The organism is Clostridiisalibacter paucivorans DSM 22131 (assembly GCF_000620125.1).
GTDB classification, from domain to species: Bacteria; Bacillota; Clostridia; order Tissierellales; family Clostridiisalibacteraceae; genus Clostridiisalibacter; species Clostridiisalibacter paucivorans.
The window spans coordinates 171,216-188,381 of record NZ_JHVL01000001.1 but is presented as its reverse complement, the minus strand read 5'-3'; the positions used below and the strand labels follow the sequence as shown (position 1 = coordinate 188,381).

The 17,166-nt window shown below is 31.9% G+C and carries 15 protein-coding genes, 1 tRNA gene and 1 other RNA gene; 16 read left to right on the top strand and 1 reads right to left on the bottom strand.

All coding sequences use genetic code 11. The annotated features are described in order from the left end of the window. From Q326_RS0100880 to hcp, 10 genes are all read left to right on the top strand, one after another. Positions 1-603 (top strand): electron transfer flavoprotein subunit beta/FixA family protein (locus Q326_RS0100880; RefSeq protein ID WP_026893657.1); only part of this gene is annotated, 603 nt, incomplete at its 5' end. A gap of 17 nt (positions 604-620) precedes the next feature. After that, the gene (locus tag Q326_RS0100875; protein WP_026893656.1) at positions 621-1,838 is read left to right on the top strand and encodes an electron transfer flavoprotein subunit alpha; all 1,218 of its coding nucleotides are present in this window, start codon (positions 621-623) and stop codon (positions 1,836-1,838) included. 29 nt (positions 1,839-1,867) lie between these two features. Then, positions 1,868-2,512 carry a YczE/YyaS/YitT family protein gene (locus Q326_RS0100870; RefSeq protein ID WP_026893655.1) on the top strand — a complete coding sequence of 215 codons (645 nt, stop codon included), beginning with the start codon at positions 1,868-1,870 and terminating at the stop codon, positions 2,510-2,512. Positions 2,513-2,635: 123 nt separating this feature from the next. Next, positions 2,636-4,648 (top strand): methyl-accepting chemotaxis protein, encoded by a 2,013-nt coding sequence (locus tag Q326_RS0100865; protein WP_026893654.1) that lies wholly within the window; start codon positions 2,636-2,638, stop codon positions 4,646-4,648. Between the two features lie 284 nt (positions 4,649-4,932). Then, positions 4,933-5,526 (top strand): TetR/AcrR family transcriptional regulator, encoded by a 594-nt coding sequence (locus Q326_RS0100860; RefSeq protein WP_026893653.1) that lies wholly within the window; start codon positions 4,933-4,935, stop codon positions 5,524-5,526. 183 nt (positions 5,527-5,709) lie between these two features. Next, on the top strand, positions 5,710-7,275 hold the full coding sequence (locus Q326_RS0100855) for an amidohydrolase (RefSeq protein ID WP_051531001.1): 1,566 nt from the start codon (positions 5,710-5,712) through the stop codon (positions 7,273-7,275). Beyond that, positions 7,263-8,534 (top strand): AfsR/SARP family transcriptional regulator, encoded by a 1,272-nt coding sequence (locus tag Q326_RS0100850; RefSeq protein ID WP_026893651.1) that lies wholly within the window; start codon positions 7,263-7,265, stop codon positions 8,532-8,534. Before Q326_RS0100855 ends, Q326_RS0100850 begins: the two co-directional genes overlap by 13 nt. 106 nt (positions 8,535-8,640) lie before the next feature. Beyond that, entirely contained in the window at positions 8,641-9,714 is a 1,074-nt protein-coding gene (gene buk, locus Q326_RS0100845; RefSeq protein WP_026893650.1) for a butyrate kinase, read from the top strand. 166 nt (positions 9,715-9,880) lie between these two features. After that, a complete protein-coding gene (locus Q326_RS0100840) occupies positions 9,881-10,312 on the top strand; it encodes a hypothetical protein (RefSeq protein WP_026893649.1) in 432 nt (143 codons plus the stop codon). A gap of 331 nt (positions 10,313-10,643) precedes the next feature. After that, positions 10,644-12,290 carry a hydroxylamine reductase gene (hcp, locus tag Q326_RS0100835; protein ID WP_026893648.1) on the top strand — a complete coding sequence of 549 codons (1,647 nt, stop codon included), beginning with the start codon at positions 10,644-10,646 and terminating at the stop codon, positions 12,288-12,290. Between the two features lie 206 nt (positions 12,291-12,496). Here the strand turns inward: hcp and Q326_RS0100830 are convergent, their stop codons facing one another. Beyond that, complete coding sequence (locus Q326_RS0100830; RefSeq protein ID WP_026893647.1) at positions 12,497-13,180, bottom strand: Crp/Fnr family transcriptional regulator; 684 nt, start codon at positions 13,178-13,180, stop codon at positions 12,497-12,499. 101 nt (positions 13,181-13,281) lie between these two features. On the opposite strand from Q326_RS0100830, the gene Q326_RS0100825 reads away from it, so the two are divergent. The 6 genes from Q326_RS0100825 to dnaX all read left to right on the top strand — a co-directional run bounded on the left by Q326_RS0100825 (position 13,282) and on the right by dnaX (position 17,135). After that, on the top strand, positions 13,282-14,019 hold the full coding sequence (locus tag Q326_RS0100825; RefSeq protein WP_026893646.1) for a 4Fe-4S dicluster domain-containing protein: 738 nt from the start codon (positions 13,282-13,284) through the stop codon (positions 14,017-14,019). Between the two features lie 99 nt (positions 14,020-14,118). Further along, positions 14,119-14,301 carry a hypothetical protein gene (locus tag Q326_RS0100820; RefSeq protein ID WP_026893645.1) on the top strand — a complete coding sequence of 61 codons (183 nt, stop codon included), beginning with the start codon at positions 14,119-14,121 and terminating at the stop codon, positions 14,299-14,301. Positions 14,302-14,319: 18 nt separating this feature from the next. Continuing rightward, the gene (locus tag Q326_RS0100815) at positions 14,320-14,730 is read left to right on the top strand and encodes a Fur family transcriptional regulator (protein WP_026893644.1); all 411 of its coding nucleotides are present in this window, start codon (positions 14,320-14,322) and stop codon (positions 14,728-14,730) included. A 192-nt stretch (positions 14,731-14,922) separates the two neighbouring features. Further along, positions 14,923-15,015: transfer RNA gene (locus tag Q326_RS0100810), tRNA-Ser, on the top strand. Between the two features lie 12 nt (positions 15,016-15,027). Then, an RNA gene (gene ffs / locus Q326_RS18110) (signal recognition particle sRNA large type) lies at positions 15,028-15,291 on the top strand. A gap of 122 nt (positions 15,292-15,413) precedes the next feature. Next, the gene (dnaX, locus tag Q326_RS0100805; RefSeq protein ID WP_026893643.1) at positions 15,414-17,135 is read left to right on the top strand and encodes a DNA polymerase III subunit gamma/tau; all 1,722 of its coding nucleotides are present in this window, start codon (positions 15,414-15,416) and stop codon (positions 17,133-17,135) included. Positions 17,136-17,166: the final 31 nt, after the last annotated feature.

Genomic DNA, 17,166 nt, shown 5'->3' with positions numbered 1-17,166 from the left:
ATACCTCAAGCATCAGTTATGTTGAGGGAGTGTTTAGCTATGGGAGCAGATAAAGCCATATTACTTAGCGATCGTCCATTTGCAGGTGCAGATACATGGTCTACATCTAATACCTTGGCTTCAGCATTAAGGAAGATTGGAGATTACGATATCATCTTTGCAGGTCGTCAAGCTATAGATGGAGATACAGCTCAAGTTGGACCTCAGATTGCAGAAAGACTAAATATTCCCCAAGTGACCTATGTGATGGATTTTGATTACGATGAAAAGAAAAAGTTGATAACAGTAGATAGACAGCTAGAAGATGGATATGAAAAGATAGAAGTAAAATCCCCAGTGTTACTTACAGCAGTTAAAGAGCTAAATGAACCTAGATATATGAGTATTAGGGGTATAGTAGATGCCTATGATCAGGAAATAACACTATGGACCTTAAAGGATTTAGATGTGGGAGCTGAAGAAGTGGGACTGAAGGCATCTCCAACTCAAGTGTTTAGGTCCTTTGCACCAGAGCCAAAGGGCAAGGGTGTTATGCTTGAAGGTACAGTAAGAGATATGACTGATGACTTAGTTAGGGAACTTAAGGTTAAGCATATTATTTAATTTATGAGGAGGTTATTATGGCTATTAATATATTGAAAGATAAATGTAAAGGATGTAATCTATGTGCAAAGGCTTGTCCTTTTGGAGCAATAACTATACAGAATAAAATTGCAGTAATAGATGTAAATAAATGTACATTATGTGGTGCATGTGTATCGGCATGTCCTTTTGAGGCTATTGAAAAAGAAGAAGACAAAAAACCAAAGAAGGACCTTAGTGGCTATAAAGGGGTATGGGTTTTTGCAGAACAAAGAAATGGAAAGATCATGCCTGTTGTAATAGAACTTTTGGGAGAAGGTAGAAAATTAGCCAATGAAGTAGATACTGACCTTTGTGCAGTGCTTGTGGGTAATGATGTATCTAAACTAGCAGATGAACTTATAGGATATGGTGCCGATAAGGTTTACTCAATACAAGATGAAAGGTTAGAAAAATTTACAACAGATGGATATACAACAGTTATTACTCAAGCTATAAACAAATATAAGCCTGAGATTGTATTGATGGGTGCTACTCATATAGGTCGTGACCTTGCACCTAGAGTTGCTGCAAGGGTAGATACAGGGTTAACAGCAGATTGTACAAAACTTGAAATAGATCCTGATGATAAAAAGATTAGGCAGACGAGACCTGCATTTGGTGGAAACATAATGGCAACTATAATATGTCCAAATCATCGTCCACAGATGTCTACAGTTAGACCTGGGGTTATGGAAAAAGCCAAATTTGATAATAATAGAAAAGGTGAAATAATAGAGGTTGAATTTGAACTTAGAGATGAAGATATACGAACAAAGGTAATAGAGGTTGTAAAATCTGATAAAGAGATGGTATCATTAACAGATGCTGAGATTATTGTATCAGGAGGTATGGGTTTAGGAAATGCTGATGGTTTCAAACTTTTAAAACAGTTAGCAGATAAACTTGGAGGCATTATAGCAAGTTCTCGTGCATGTGTAGATATAGGATGGATTGATCATGCTTATCAAGTAGGACAAACGGGAACAACAGTTAAACCTAAAATTTATATTGCATGTGGTATATCTGGAGCTATTCAACATGTTGCTGGAATGTCTGATTCAGATATTATTATTGCAATAAATAAAAATGAAAATGCTCCAATATTTGAAATAGCAGATTATGGTATAGTGGGAGATCTATATACAGTTATTCCACAATTTATGGAATCATTAGATAATGCTGATTCATTATTGGAAGCTGTTAAGGCTAAATAATCTAGAGTTCTTTAGAGAAAGGTGAAGTTATGAAGCATACGATTCGTTTGACATTGTATTTAATAGGTTTGTTTTGTCTTGCGTTGGGCATAGTATTGGCTATAAAATCTGATTTAGGTGTCTCACCTGTCTCTTCTATACCCTTGTCTTTGAGTAATATTATTGGGATTAGTCTAGGAACGATGACAGCTGGTATATTCGCCTTTTATGTAGTATTGCAGATTTTGATTTTAAGAGGAAAATTTAAATTCAAAAGTCTTTTACAGATATTTTTTGGATTTGTATTTGGGTTCTTTGTAGATTTTGCAACTATTCTATTGGTATGGGTAGAAGCAAATAGTTATTTTACCCAAGTATTATTGATACTTATAAGCATGTTTGTTGTTGCAGTAGGTATTATGTTAATTATTGCCATGGACATAGTGCCCGGTGCACCTGAGGGTCTTATGCTTGCCCTATGTGATGTGACAGGTATACATTTTCCTAAAATGAAGGTATGGTTTGACACTATCTCAGTAGTTTTGGCGGCAACTCTATCTTTCATATTTTTAGGACATATTTCATCAATGAGAGAAGGGACTATCATATCAGCACTGTTAATTGGCAAGATTATAGAAGTCATATCAAAGCCTTGCAAACCATGGCTAAAGAAGGTTGCATTTTACGATGACTAAAATTAAATAATACAATGAGAATAAATTACAATCTTAATTTAAAGACAATATAAAATGATGGATATTTAGTATTATATATCCACCATTTTATATTGAGGCACCTAAGAAGAGGGGAGATATAGAATGAAGTCAATTAAAACAAGGTTAGTTTTAATTTTCGCTATATTGATATTATTGTTATTACTAGGTCTGGGAAGTATATCTACAAGTATTGTCAATAAAAACTTAATGGACGATACCCATGATGAATTTAAGAAGATGGCTAAGGCAGAAGCAAAATATATAGAGGCACGAGTAGATGAACAAATAGCCTATATAGATGCTTTGGCACAAAATGAAATAATAATTGATAAAGAGATTCCATGGGAAGATAAAGTGGCATATTTTGAAAAGGAATGTGAACGATCAGGATATGAAACCTTTGTATTTGCAGATAGAAACGGAGAAGCAACAGGGTTTGATAGGAAAGGATCAGCAGCTAATATTAGTGATAGAGATTTTTATAAAAAAGCCATCAAAGGAGAGAAAAATTCTTCTGATGTGCTTATCAACAAAGTTACGGGTAGTCCCATTGTTATTTATGCAGTACCAATAAAGAGTGATGAAGAAATAAAAGGTGTCTTTTACGGGATAAGGGATGCAACTAGTTTAAGTGATATTGCCAAAGAGATAGGACATGGAAAAACAGGATATGGTTATATTATCAATACTAAGGGTGTGGCAGTGGGACATTCAAATATTGATTACGTATTAGAACAATTGAATTTTATAGATATTGCTGAACAGGATACAGATATGAAAGAGTTAGCCCAACTTACTGAAAATGAAATAATAAAGGGAGAAGTAGGTAGTGGTGAATATTTTTATGATGGTAAGGAAAGAATTGTAGGATTTTCACCTATAAAAGGTACTGATTGGATTATGATAGTAGCCGCAGAAAAAGCTGAAATATTGCAAAGTGTAAATAAACTAAGAAACCGTTTAGTTATGTTTAGTCTAATAGCAGTATTAATTGGAATAATTATTACATATATTGCTAGTGGTAGTTTAACTAAGCCAATAGTAGTATTGACAAAGGTTTTACAGAAATTTGCTAATTATGATTTAAGTTTTGATGAAAATGCAGAGGCCATAAAGTATTTAAAAAGAACAGACGAGATAGGAAAGATTAGTAATGCCCTGCGTACTATGCAAAATAATTTTTTAGAACTTATAGAAAACGTAGGGGATGTATCCCAACAGGTATCTGCATCATCTCAAGAACTTACTGCTACTAGCCAACAGTCGGCTACAGCTTCAGAGGAAGTGGCTAGGACTATAGAAGAAATAGCTAGAGGGGCATCAGAACAAGCAGAAGATACAGAAAAAGGAGCCCATGCTATGCAGAGGATGGGTGAAGAATTAGAGCAAAATCAAAATAATATAAAGAGTTTAAATTTAGCTATAGATCAAGTAGATAGATTTAAAGATGAGGGGATAGATGCAGTTAATGAATTGGTTAATAAGACTAGAGAAAATCAAGCAGGTTCTAAAGAAATAAATAGGGTGATTATAAGTACTAATGAAAGTGCCAAACAAATAGAAACATCAAGTGAAATGATACAGTCTATAGCCCAACAAACTAATTTATTAGCATTGAATGCAGCTATTGAAGCTGCCAGAGCAGGAGAAGCAGGTAAAGGTTTTGCAGTAGTAGCAGATGAAATCAGGAAATTAGCAGAAGATACCAATAGATTTACAGAGGATATTAGAAATATTGTAAATGGTCTTACCTTAAGATCTGAGGAGGCAGTGGACACTATGAAGAATGTAGAAGAAGTAGTGGTTCAACAGACCAATAAGGTAATGGAAACTGAGGAAAAATTTCAGGGTATTACAAAGGCTATAGAAAAGATAAAAGATATTATTCATAGTTTAAATTTATCATCAGACAAATTGGAGATTAAGAAAGGAGATATGTCAGGGATAATGAATAACTTGTCATCTATAGCTGAGGAAAATGCAGCGGGAACAGAGGAGTCATCGGCATCAGTTGAAGAACAATCTGCATCTATAGAAGAGTTAGCTAATGCTAGTCAGGGTTTAGCAGAATTAGCCCAAGAATTAAATGATTTAATAAAGAGATTTAATATATAGAAAAAAAACCTATCTTTAATAAGGTAGGTTTTTTTAGTCTAATGATAAAGGTATAAATATAGTTAGTAGTTGATGGTGGAAATCCTAGGGATTTCATCATTAGACTACTTACTACTAACCATTAACTACTGTTTGCAATCAATCTGGTTTTTTTGTGTGTATGAGGGTATAAAAGAAAAAGGCTTTAACATTTTAATACATATTTTACCAAAAATGAAAGAAAAATCTTGACATTAAAACTTTATAGTATTATAATGATATATTTGAGGAGGTGAGTTCACATTATGACCAATATAGAAAAGAGACAATCAGAAAAACGGAAAATGATTATAGATAAGGCAACAGAGCTGATGAATGAAGTGGGATTTGAAAGAATGACCGTCCGAATGATTTGTGAGGCTGCTAATATTTCTGCTGGGACATTCTATCATTATTTTGAAAATAAATCAGAATTAATTATAGAGTTATTTGGTTTAATAGATGGATATTTTAGAGAAAATGTTTTACAGAGATTGAATCATGAAGATGAGATTGTAAATATAATTAAGTTTTGTGAAGGATTTGCTGAATTTGTAACATTGACAGGAGTACCAAGAAGTAAATTGATTAATTCAATGTTTCCTATTTATAGTAGAGGAGGCCATCATGAAGAAAAGGGCCGTATACTTTATAGTGAGTTAAATAAAATCATAAGTAGAGGACAGAAAAAAGGGCAAATTACTACTGCTTACAGTACAGATAAATTGGTTGATATGATTATTGTGATAATAAGGGGGTATTGTTTCGACTGGGCTAGAAGAGAAGGTCCTTATGATTTAGTAGAGTATACTACTGAATTGATAGAATTATTTGTAAAGGGACTTAAACCAAATAAATAATTTTCATTTAAATTGTTCACAGAATTTTCTCAACAAAAGTTTTTGATTGTTAATATTTGAATTCATTTGTGATAAAATATAACTAATATAGGACATAGTCAAGGAATACATAGAAATTCTTTAACTATGTCCTATATTAGTTATATTTTTATATATGAACCAAAAGTAGAAAGGGGTATGAAAATGCTGCAAGTAGATTTAATATTATACAATGCCCAGATAATAGCAATGAATGATAAAGATATTGATATAAATTGGGTTGCAGTTAATGATGGAAGAATTATAGATTTAGGTATAGAAGAGGGATATTTAAAGTATAAAGATATGGCAAAGGAGTTTGTAAATCTTAAGGGAAAAACACTACTTCCTGGATTTTATGATAGTCATGTACATTTGGTACAAACAGGGCTTAATATTATGGGATTAAACTTGTCTAATGTAGAAAGTATAAATGAATTATTAGAGGTAGTAGGAGAGGAAGCCAAAAAAAAGGATAGAGGTGAAATTATAAGGGGGATAGGTTTAGATCCATTAAAGATAAAAGAAGGAAGATTTCCAACAAGACATGAATTGGATATATGTGCCCCCAATAATCCAGTCTGGATAAATAGTATAGAATATCATACCAGTATAGTGAATTCTATGGCTTTACATATGATAAATATACCATTTAATGTAGATGGCATAATTAGAAATGAGAGAAATATTCCTAATGGTAAATTGACTGGTAAGGCCAGTGCATTAGTAAGAAATCAAATATACAAAAATATGAATAATAATATAAGGTTAGAAGGGGTAAATATAGCTCTTAATCATGCTGTAGAACAAGGGGTTACATCATTAAATGCGTTGGAGGGTGGAGCAACATTTCATGATAAGGATGCACAGTTTATGATGAAAAATAGTCATATATTTCCCATAGATATAACATTATTTTATCAAACCATAGATGTTGATAGAATAATAAAAAATGATTTGAAGAGGATTGGAGGATGTATATTCTTAGATGGTTCTTTTGGTTCTAGAACAGCAGCTATATCTTCTGGTTATGCTGATAAAGGTGATACCAGAGGTGACCTTTACTTTACTCAGGAGGAATTAAATGAATTTGTATTGGAGGCCCATAGAAACAATATTCAGGTGACAGTTCATGCCATTGGAACTAGGGCTATAGATCAGATATTGACTGCATATGAATATTGTCAGAAGATATACCCTAGAAAAAATCATAGACATAGAATAGAACATTTTGAAATGCCCACAGAAGAACATATAGAAAGGGCTGCTAGGTTAAATATTGTACTATCTATGCAACCAGCATATGAGTACTATTGGGGCGACAAAGGAGGAATGTACGATACAAGATTGGGAGAGTTAAGGCAAAAGACTAACCCATTAAGAAGAATATTGGATAAGGGATTGATTGTAGCAGGGGGATCAGATAGTGATGTGACACCTATAAATCCAATTCTAGGGATTCATACTGCAGTAAATCATCCCATAGAAGAACATGCCATAACAGTTTATGAGGCATTAAAAATGTTTACAATAAATGGAGCTAAGGCAGTTTTTGAAGAGGAATATAAGGGAAGTATAGAAATAGGTAAATATGGGGATTTTGTAATATTAAATGAAAATCCTTTTAAAGTAAAAAAGGATAGACTAAAAGATATACAGATTGCTGCAACTATCAAAGAAGGGAACCTTTTGTTTATAAAGCAAGGATGTGATATAAATTGGCGAAACTAGAGATATATATGTTAGGTAATCTGAAGATATTGCTCGATGGCAGTTCTATAATTGAAAATATGAGTGCAAAGGCAATGGGAATATTATGTTACCTTGTTTTAAATAAGGGGAAGGATTTTAATAGGGATAGGATTTCTTCTATGTTTTGGAATTTTAGCAATGAAGATGCTGCAAGATACAATTTGAGGTATAATCTATGGTCGCTAAGAAAAATATTGAAAGATAAAAAAAAGAATTCAAATATATTGTATGCAGATAAAGATATATGTAGGATTAATGATAATAGTAATATATATGTTGATATATATAGATTAGAGAATTTTAATATACAAGACTATAGTAATAATAACAATAATATATTTAAACTTGAAGAGTTATATGAATTATATAGGGGAGAGTTTTTAGAAGGATTTTATATAAAGGGTTGTCCAGAGTTCAATGATTGGATTTTTTATAAACGAGAAAAATATCAGAGAAAATATTTTGAGATATCCCATTTATTAGTTGAACAATATGTACATAAGGGAATGTATTATAAGAGTATAGATTTGTTAGAAGAAATGTTAAAGATAAATCCACTACAGGAGGAATTATATGAAAAGCTTATAAAGATTTATCTTGCAAAGGAAGATAGAAGTGCTGCTTTAAAACATTATAAACGATGCTGTACCATATTAAGGGAAGAATTAAATATAGGACCTGGTGTTAAAATAAAAGAGCTGTATAAAGAGATAAAAAACAAAGATACTGTAGATACTATGAAAGAAAACAAAGGACATTCAGATAATGAAAGAAAAGAAAATATAAAAATACTGGGACATAAAAAAAATATAATAAAGATACCTTGCTATCCTGTAGGTGTTAATTATTATTGGATATCTAATTTAATAGACCATATAATAGAGTCGTATGATATGAACTTATTAAAAAATATATCAGAAAATATTTGGATAGATTTATTAAGGGTAAATGGGAAGGTAAGAAATATAGTACAGGATTTAAATACTTGTAATTTGACAGTTATGAGTGAAAAAAATAGGATATTTTTAGCATTAGAAAATTTGTTAAATATTATTTCAAAAGACAATCATATAAATATTCAAATAGATAATCTATCGTGGATAGATAATGTATCTTATAAATTCATAAAATACTATACTTGGAGGAATAGAAACTCTAATGTGGATTTTATTGTGATAAATGGCAATGATATTTCACGACATGAACAATTGAAAGAGTTAGATATAAAATTTCTATGAGCACCAAAAATATTTTAATCATTCAAAAAAGTTTGTAAATATGATAAAATAGCATATATAATAGTATATTTGAGAATTGATTAAAATTAAAAGTGGGAGGGAAAATATGAATAATAAATTCAATTTATTAGTAATTAATCCCGGTTCTACCTCTACCAAGGTTGCTTTATATGAAAATGAAAAAGAGCTGTTTAAAGAGTCTTTAGAGCATAATAGTGAAGAATTAAGTAAATATGCTAAAATAGCTGATCAATATGAGATGCGAAGAAACTCTATACAACTGTTTTTAAATAAGATAGGATTTGATTCTAAAGATATATCAGCAATAGTAGCCCGTGGTGGTATATTGCCTCCAGTGAAATCAGGGGCATATAAAGTAAACCAATTAATGGTTGATAGACTTAGGACGAAGCCCATAGTTGAACATGCATCAAATCTAGGTGCTATTATTGCATTCGATATGGCAAATGATTTAGGAATAGATGCATATATATATGATTCTGTGGCAGTTGATGAATTACAAGACATAGCTAGAATATCTGGATTGCCCGAGTTTCCCAGAAGAAGTCTTACCCATGCATTAAATATGAGAGCAGTGGCTATAAAAACGGCAAAAAAATTAAATAAAGATTACTGGGATTGTAAATTTATAATAGCACATCTAGGTGGGGGAATCTCATTAAGTGCCCATAGATATGGAGAAATGATAGATGTGGTCACAGATGACGAAGGTCCATTTTCTCCAGAAAGAGGAGGAAGGATAGCTACTAAACCCTTGATTAAGGCTTGCTATTCTGGAAAGTATGATCAAAAGACTATGTTAAATAAATTTAGAGGGGCAGGAGGTCTTTCGGCATATTTAAATACTAATAAGGCATTGGAAGTAGAGAAAAGGATATCCAATGGAGATAAAGATGCAGAGCTAATATATTCCGCTATGGCATATCAGATATCTAAGTGTATAGGAGAACTAGCAACAGTTTTAAAGGGTGAAGTAGATAGAATAATTATAACAGGAGGTATTGCCCATTCTGATATGATTACTAATTGGATTAAGGAAAGAGTAGATTTTATAGCTCCTATAGAAATAGTACCAGGGGAAAATGAATTAGAAGCCTTAGCCTTAGGAGCATTAAGGGTATTAAGAAAAGAAGAAAAACCTTATGAATATATAGAATAGTTAGGGACGACCATTGGTCGTCTTAGATTATTGACAAAAATACTATTTTCCAAATTGGTAAGAACAGTGACTGTTTTTATGCATTCATCATCAGTTAGAGATGTCCATTAGTCGTCTCTATATATTAGCTTTGGAAAATTCCAGCTAAGGAAGAAAGGAGGAAGATATGAAAAAGGGAACATTACTTTTTCTTTCATCCATATTGGGTGCTACAGCTCTATTTAAAGGGACAAGAAAAGAAGACTTTCAATATACTTATATGGGAGAGGGAGATTATTGGATAGCCCAATATAAAATAAGGGGCAATAAAATATTGAGAAATATTAAGAAAGAATTTACCCTCATATATAAGGGGGATTTAAAGGAAATAGAAAATATGAAAGAATTGAGATATATATATGAGACTACCACAGATGGTGGTGCAGGAGCTATTTTTATTGACAAACCTGTTAAAGAGAAGTATTTCACATGTATATCATATGATATGAAAGGAACAACTAAGGAAGACGAAGAGATATTAGTAGACATAAAGTGGGAAAGAGATACTAAAACCACAGAAAAGTTTTATATTAGGAATATAAATGTACAGAGTACATAGACCAATATTACATTATTTGACTATTAATTAACAAAAATAACCTTATTCACTATAGTGAATAAGGTTATTTTTTATATATTATGGGTATATCTGTGGGTTAACTCTATGCACATTTCGTTATTATTATAACAATAAAAATTATCTTTGTCTATCCTTTTTTATAAAAAATATAAAATTTTAATACTGTAACATATGGTACAGCATATGAGAGGTGTAGAAGATATAATGAGTGCAAATAGAAATAAATATTGAATATAATAAATTTCAACAAAAAATAAGGGTATATATGTAAAAGGTGTAAAATTATAAAATATTAAGGAGGGTTTTGTTGATGAGTATGTTTTGTTATCAATGTCAAGAAGCAGCAGGAGGTAAGGGTTGTACTGTAAAGGGAGTATGTGGTAAAACTTCTGATTTAGCAAATCTTCAGGATGTATTGATATATACATTAAAGGGTATATCTATATACAATTTGGAGGCTAGAAAAAAGGGAATTAATGTCCCGTATACAGATTTATTTATAATGGAGAGTTTGTTTACTACTATAACGAATGCTAATTTTGATAAAGAAGTATTTATGAATAGAATAAAAGAGGGAATAAGGTTAAGGGATGAAATAAAAGAAAAATTACTTAATGATAATTGGAGTATGCCAGAGGATATCCATGATTCTGCAATATGGACACCTAATTCTGATGAAGATATAATAGATAAATCCCATAATGTTGGAGTGCTAAATACTGAAAACGAAGATATAAGGTCGCTAAGAGAATTAACAATCTATGGAATAAAGGGAATGGCAGCCTATGCCCATCATAGTTACAATCTAGGCTATGAAGACAAAGAAGTTTCTGCATTTATGCAAAAGGCCCTTGCGTCTACTACGGATGATAAGCTAGGTGCTGATGAGTTAGTGGAGTTAGTATTGGAATGTGGTAAATATGGTGTAGATGCAATGGCATTGTTAGATAAAGCCAATACTAGCGCATATGGCAATCCAGAGATGACTAAAGTTAATATAGGTGTAAGAAACAATCCAGCAATACTTATAAGCGGACATGACTTAAAGGATATGGAAGAATTATTGAAACAAACAGAAGGTACAGGAGTAGATGTATATACACATAGTGAGATGTTACCAGCTAATTATTATCCAGCATTTAAAAGATATGACCATTTTGTAGGCAACTATGGTAATGCATGGTGGAAACAGAAAGAAGAGTTTGAAAAATTTAATGGTCCAATTCTTATGACGACTAATTGTATAGTGCCACCAAAAGATTCATATAAAGATAGAGTATATACTACTGGTGCTGCAGGATATGATGGAATAAAGCATATATCAGATAGGGAAGGAGACAACCCTAAAGATTTTTCTCAAATCATTGAACATGCTAAAAAATGTAGCTCTCCAGTGGAAATAGAAAAAGGAGAGATTATAGGGGGATTTGCACATAATCAAGTATTAACTTTAGCCGATAAAATAGTAAATGCAGTTAAGGATGGTGCTATTAAGAGATTTTTTGTAATGGCAGGTTGTGATGGTAGAATGAAGAGTAGAGATTATTATAGGGAATTTGCAGAGAAATTACCTAAAGATACAGTAATCTTGACAGCTGGATGTGCAAAATATAGATACAACAAATTAAACTTAGGAGATATAGGGGGCATACCTAGAGTATTAGATGCTGGTCAATGTAATGACTCTTATTCATTGGCAGTAATAGCATTAAAACTTAAAGAGGTATTTGAGCTGGAAGATGTAAATGAACTTCCAATATCATATAATATAGCTTGGTATGAGCAAAAGGCCGTTATAGTATTGTTAGCATTATTGTATTTAGGAGTTAAAAATATTCACCTTGGACCAACATTACCTGCATTCCTTTCACCTAATATAACTAATGTATTAGTTGAGAATTTTGGAATAGGTGGAATAACTACAGCAGATGAAGACTTAGAAATGTTTTTAGGATAAAAATTAAGACCTGACCATTTATATTGGTCAGGTCATTTTAATGACAAAGGTCTAAAGAACAGTTAGTAGTCCGTAGTTAGTAGTTGATGGAAGAAATCTTATGGATTTCATCATTAAACTAATAACTACTAACCACTAACTATTAACTTATTCTATACCTTGTAATAATTTTATGTTTGTCAACAATTTGATTTGACCATTTATTGTCAGGTCTTAATTAATATATCTTCTAATCCATCTAAATCAAGGATTTCTATAGTCTTTCTATCGTAATCAATAATGTTATCATTTTTCATATTTATAAGCTCTCTAGATAGAGATGGCCTAGGGATACCAAAATGTTCTGCTAATTCTTTTTTAGAGAGCTTGATTTTTATTTTCAGACTATTTTGCTTACTATATTCTTCTAATATAAAATTGGCCAGTTTTTCCTTTATAGTATGATAGGAAATATTTTTTAGTTTGTTATTAAGCATGAGTATTTTATTTGACAATAATTCCATAAAATTATTTAAAATTATAGTATTTTTTGTACATAGATTTATAATATCATCCTTTGGGATAAACATAATTTCTGAATCTGTAGAGGATATTATACTTGAAGGATATTGTCCCATATTAGAAAAGATAATGACTTCACCAAATATATTGCCCCTACCCATCTTACTTATAGTCACAGTTTTACCAGAAGGATATATCTTTTGGACCTCTATATGACCATTTATAATGATACCAATTTTATTACAGAGATCTCCTTCAAATGCAACAACACTATTTTTTTTGTACATATTAGTTTTAAATTTAGTTTTAGCTAGTACAGATTTGATAAATTCACTATCTAAGGATTTGAATAGGGAACTCTCTTTAAGTGCCTGTATTAAATATTTCATAATTATCACCATTAAATATTTTTTAGTAACACATGTTACCGATTTACTAATAATATTCTATTATAATTAAGATAGAAAATCAATAATGGAGGAGATAAAAGATGAAGAGAAAAATTATAAATATAAATCAAGAAAAATGTAATGGATGTGGACTATGTGTTACAGCTTGTCATGAAGGAGCTATAGAGATGGTAAATGGTAAGGCTCAATTAGTAAGTGATGAATACTGTGATGGATTAGGAGATTGTTTACCAGAGTGCCCAACTGGAGCTATTACTATGATAGAGAGGGAAGCAGCTGCATATGATGATGACGCAGTAAAAAAGAGAATGGCAGAAAGAAAAAAGGCAAAAGAGGATAAACCTATGCCTTGTGGATGTCCAGGAACTGCAGCTAAGGTAATAGAGAGAAAATCAACCGCTACAGATAAAAAAGCACCAGAAAAAGTGGCATCAGAACATATGTCATCAGAGCTTAGACAATGGCCTGTACAGTTGAATTTGATCAATACTAAGGCATCTTATCTTGATGGGGCAGATTTACTAATAGCAGCAGATTGTACAGCTTATGCATATGCCAATTTTCATAGAGATTTTATCAAAGGACATATAACTATAATAGGTTGTCCTAAACTAGATGATAATAAATATTATGAAGAAAAGCTTACTGAAATATTAAATGAAAATGATATAAAGAGTATAAAAGTAGTAAGGATGTCAGTACCTTGTTGTGGAGGAATAGTACAATCAGTAAAAAATGCCATGTTGAAGTCTAGCAAGATAGTACCATATAGTGAAATTATAGTTAGCCCAGAAGGCGAAATAGTATCTAAAAAATAATTGACCATATCAAAAACCCCTTGACATAAAAGGGGGTTTTTGATAATTTATAATTATAATCATTACAAATTTAGAATGAATATAAAAGGAGGTTTTACTATGGATAATTTGGATAAGGTTTTAAATACACTTAAAGATGCTGGAGAACCATTGAAATCTAAAGATATAGCTGAAAAATCAGGAATAGAAAAGAAAGAGATTGATAAAGCTATAAAGAAGTTAAAGAAGGAAGAGAAAATATTTTCTCCTAAAAGATGTTATTATGATATAAAAGTTGATTAATAGTGAGGAGTCCTTTAAATGAACAAAAAAAATACCGATAAATATTTAATAGAGCATGGTATAAAACCTTCATACCAGAGATTAAAGATATTTGAATATTTGTTGGAGCATGAAACTCATCCCACAGTAGATGAGATATACAAGTATTTATCTAATGAAATACCTACTTTATCTAAAACTACGGTATATAATACTTTAAATTTATTTATAGAGAAGGGTATAGTGACTGTAATAACTATTGAAGAAAAAGAGACACGATATGATGCAAATACATCAATGCATGGACATTTTAAATGTAGACAATGTGGAAATGTATATGACTTTCATACAGATTTATCTTATATGGATAGTGACAGTCTAGATGGATTTAAAGTAGAAGAAAAGCATATATACTTTAAAGGTATATGTAAAAAGTGTTTAAAAGATTAAACATAATTCCATATATACCATAATGAGGATTACAGTTTCATATATTATGTGCTTATAATTAGGTTGAGCCAGTGGTTTTGGCTCTTTTTGTTTGAATTGAGGTCAAGAATTATAGACTAGCGTTTAGGTTGACATATATATTTTTCTAGGATATAATATATATCTGTCGAGTTAAATCTGAATAAAATTTGAGGAGAGATGGCTGAGTCTGGCTGAAGGCGCTCGCCTGGAAAGCGGGTAGACGGCCTAACCGTCTCGGGGGTTCGAATCCCCCTCTCTCCGCCAGTTTGAGGTTTGCCGTGCTAGATGGGGAGGTAGCGGTGCCCTGTACCTGCAAACCGCTATAGCAGGGTTGAATTCCTATCTGAGGCTTGATGCTGTAAGGTCTGCCCTGAGTAAGTGTCGTTGAAGATTGGGTCCTACGCAACGAAAATCTATGAACCCCGTCAGATCCGGAAGGAAGCAGCGGTAAGTAGACACTTTCGTGTGCCGTAGGGATGCCTAGTCCGAGAAAACTGCTCAGGTAACGCTTGGAGTATTATGTCGAAGATAGGTGCACGGCTTAAAAAAATGCCACGACTTTAAAGTCGTGGCATTTTTTTAAGATATATACAATTCTGGAATTGAATAATATAATCTGTTATAATAAATGTACCACAAATTATAGTGTTGAAGGTGATTAAATGGCGTATCAGGCAATATATAGAAAGTTTAGACCCAAGACCTTTGACGAGGTTTTAGGGCAAGAGCATATTACTACCATATTAAAAAATCAATTAAAAAATGATAATATAGCCCATGCCTACCTTTTTTCTGGAACCAGGGGAACAGGTAAAACATCTACTGCCAAGATATTTGCTAGAGCTGTAAATTGCACAGATAATATTGATGGCAATCCCTGTAATAACTGTGAAGTATGTAATGGGATACTAGAGGAAAACATAATGGATGTTGTAGAAATGGATGCTGCATCTAATAATAGCGTAGATGATATTAGAGAATTGAGGGAAAAAGTCAAGTATTTACCTGCAAAGGGTAGATACAAGGTCTATATTATAGACGAGGTCCATATGCTGTCAAAGGGTGCTTTCAATGCATTATTAAAGACATTAGAAGAACCTCCAAAGCATTTATTGTTTATATTGGCCACAACAGAACCCCAAAGGTTACCAGCTACAATACTATCACGATGTCAAAGGTTTGACTTTAAAAGACTTACTGTAGATACGTTAAAGACCAATATGCAGAATATATGTGAAGAAATAGGGGTCAATATAGAAGATAAAGCAATGAGCCTCATAGCTAGAAATGCCGATGGTGCCATGAGAGATGCCCTTAGCATTTTAGATCAATGTATATCCTTTGTGGATACTTCTGAAGGGGCAAATACTATAACTTATGACTATGTGACTTCAGTACTGGGAACAGTAAATAATGATACACTTTTTCAAATGTCAGATTATATAATAAGTAAAAATTTAGATGAAGGTCTAAAGTTGATAGATTATATAATGAGACAGGGGAGAGATATTAAGCAATTTGTAAAAGAGTTAATAATCCATTTTAGGAATATAATGATAATAAAAACTACTGAAGATGTATATGATATCATAGATGGCACTGAAGAAATGATAAATATGCTTAAAGAGCAAAGTCAGACCATACAACTTTCAGAGGTTATAAGGATATTGAATATATTATCTGATATAGAAAATAAGACTAAGTGGGCATCACATCCTAGGATATATTTGGAGACTGGATTAGTAAAGATTATTACACCACAAAATGACTATACAATAGAGGCATTGGCTCAGAGAATATCCACATTGGAAAAGATGATTGGAGAAAATGATTTCAGTAAACAGAACATATCCAAACCTAAAGAAGATAAAAAACCAGATCCAATTAAAGCTATGGATACAAAAAAAGAAGAAATACCTAAAAAGGTAAAAGACGAGGATAAGGACATTGAATTGGATAATGGGGATAAAAGAGATACAAGGGTTAGTGAAGATGAAAAGGTACAAAATAGTATTAGTGAAGTTAATGGTGAAGGTATAATCAATATGTGGCCTCAAATATTAAAACAGGTGAAGAAGAAGCGAATAACTACCCATGCTCTTTTGATGGAAGGAAAGCCAGCATATGTTGAAGGTAATGTTCTAACAGTAGCATTTGACGAGCAATTTGGTATACATAAAGAAGCAATAAACAAAAAAGAGCATAGGACATTTATTGAAGATGTAGTTAAACAGTTTGTAGGTGCAGATATAAAAATTAATTTTGTTATGGCATATGAGGTCAGCACAAAAGATCCAAAAACTGGTACTGAAGACGATGTAGAAAAGATGATAAATAAGGCAAAAGATATCTTTGGAGAAGATATTGTAAAAATAGAAGAATAAAAAATGGAATAAAATTACTTTGAAGGAGGAA

Bases quoted from the DNA above. Each gene is read 5' to 3' on its own strand.
- Q326_RS0100830 (WP_026893647.1), bottom strand. From the start codon at position 13,180: ATGAAATATTTAATACAGGCACTTAAAGAGAGTTCCCTATTCAAATCC.
- Q326_RS0100860 (WP_026893653.1), top strand. From the start codon at position 4,933: ATGACCAATATAGAAAAGAGACAATCAGAAAAACGGAAAATGATTATA.
- Q326_RS0100815 (WP_026893644.1), top strand. From the start codon at position 14,320: ATGAACAAAAAAAATACCGATAAATATTTAATAGAGCATGGTATAAAA.
- hcp (WP_026893648.1), top strand. From the start codon at position 10,644: ATGAGTATGTTTTGTTATCAATGTCAAGAAGCAGCAGGAGGTAAGGGT.
- Q326_RS0100870 (WP_026893655.1), top strand. From the start codon at position 1,868: ATGAAGCATACGATTCGTTTGACATTGTATTTAATAGGTTTGTTTTGT.
- buk (WP_026893650.1), top strand. From the start codon at position 8,641: ATGAATAATAAATTCAATTTATTAGTAATTAATCCCGGTTCTACCTCT.
- Q326_RS0100825 (WP_026893646.1), top strand. From the start codon at position 13,282: ATGAAGAGAAAAATTATAAATATAAATCAAGAAAAATGTAATGGATGT.
- Q326_RS0100840 (WP_026893649.1), top strand. From the start codon at position 9,881: ATGAAAAAGGGAACATTACTTTTTCTTTCATCCATATTGGGTGCTACA.
- Q326_RS0100875 (WP_026893656.1), top strand. From the start codon at position 621: ATGGCTATTAATATATTGAAAGATAAATGTAAAGGATGTAATCTATGT.
- Q326_RS0100820 (WP_026893645.1), top strand. From the start codon at position 14,119: ATGGATAATTTGGATAAGGTTTTAAATACACTTAAAGATGCTGGAGAA.
- Q326_RS0100855 (WP_051531001.1), top strand. From the start codon at position 5,710: ATGCTGCAAGTAGATTTAATATTATACAATGCCCAGATAATAGCAATG.
- dnaX (WP_026893643.1), top strand. From the start codon at position 15,414: ATGGCGTATCAGGCAATATATAGAAAGTTTAGACCCAAGACCTTTGAC.
- Q326_RS0100865 (WP_026893654.1), top strand. From the start codon at position 2,636: ATGAAGTCAATTAAAACAAGGTTAGTTTTAATTTTCGCTATATTGATA.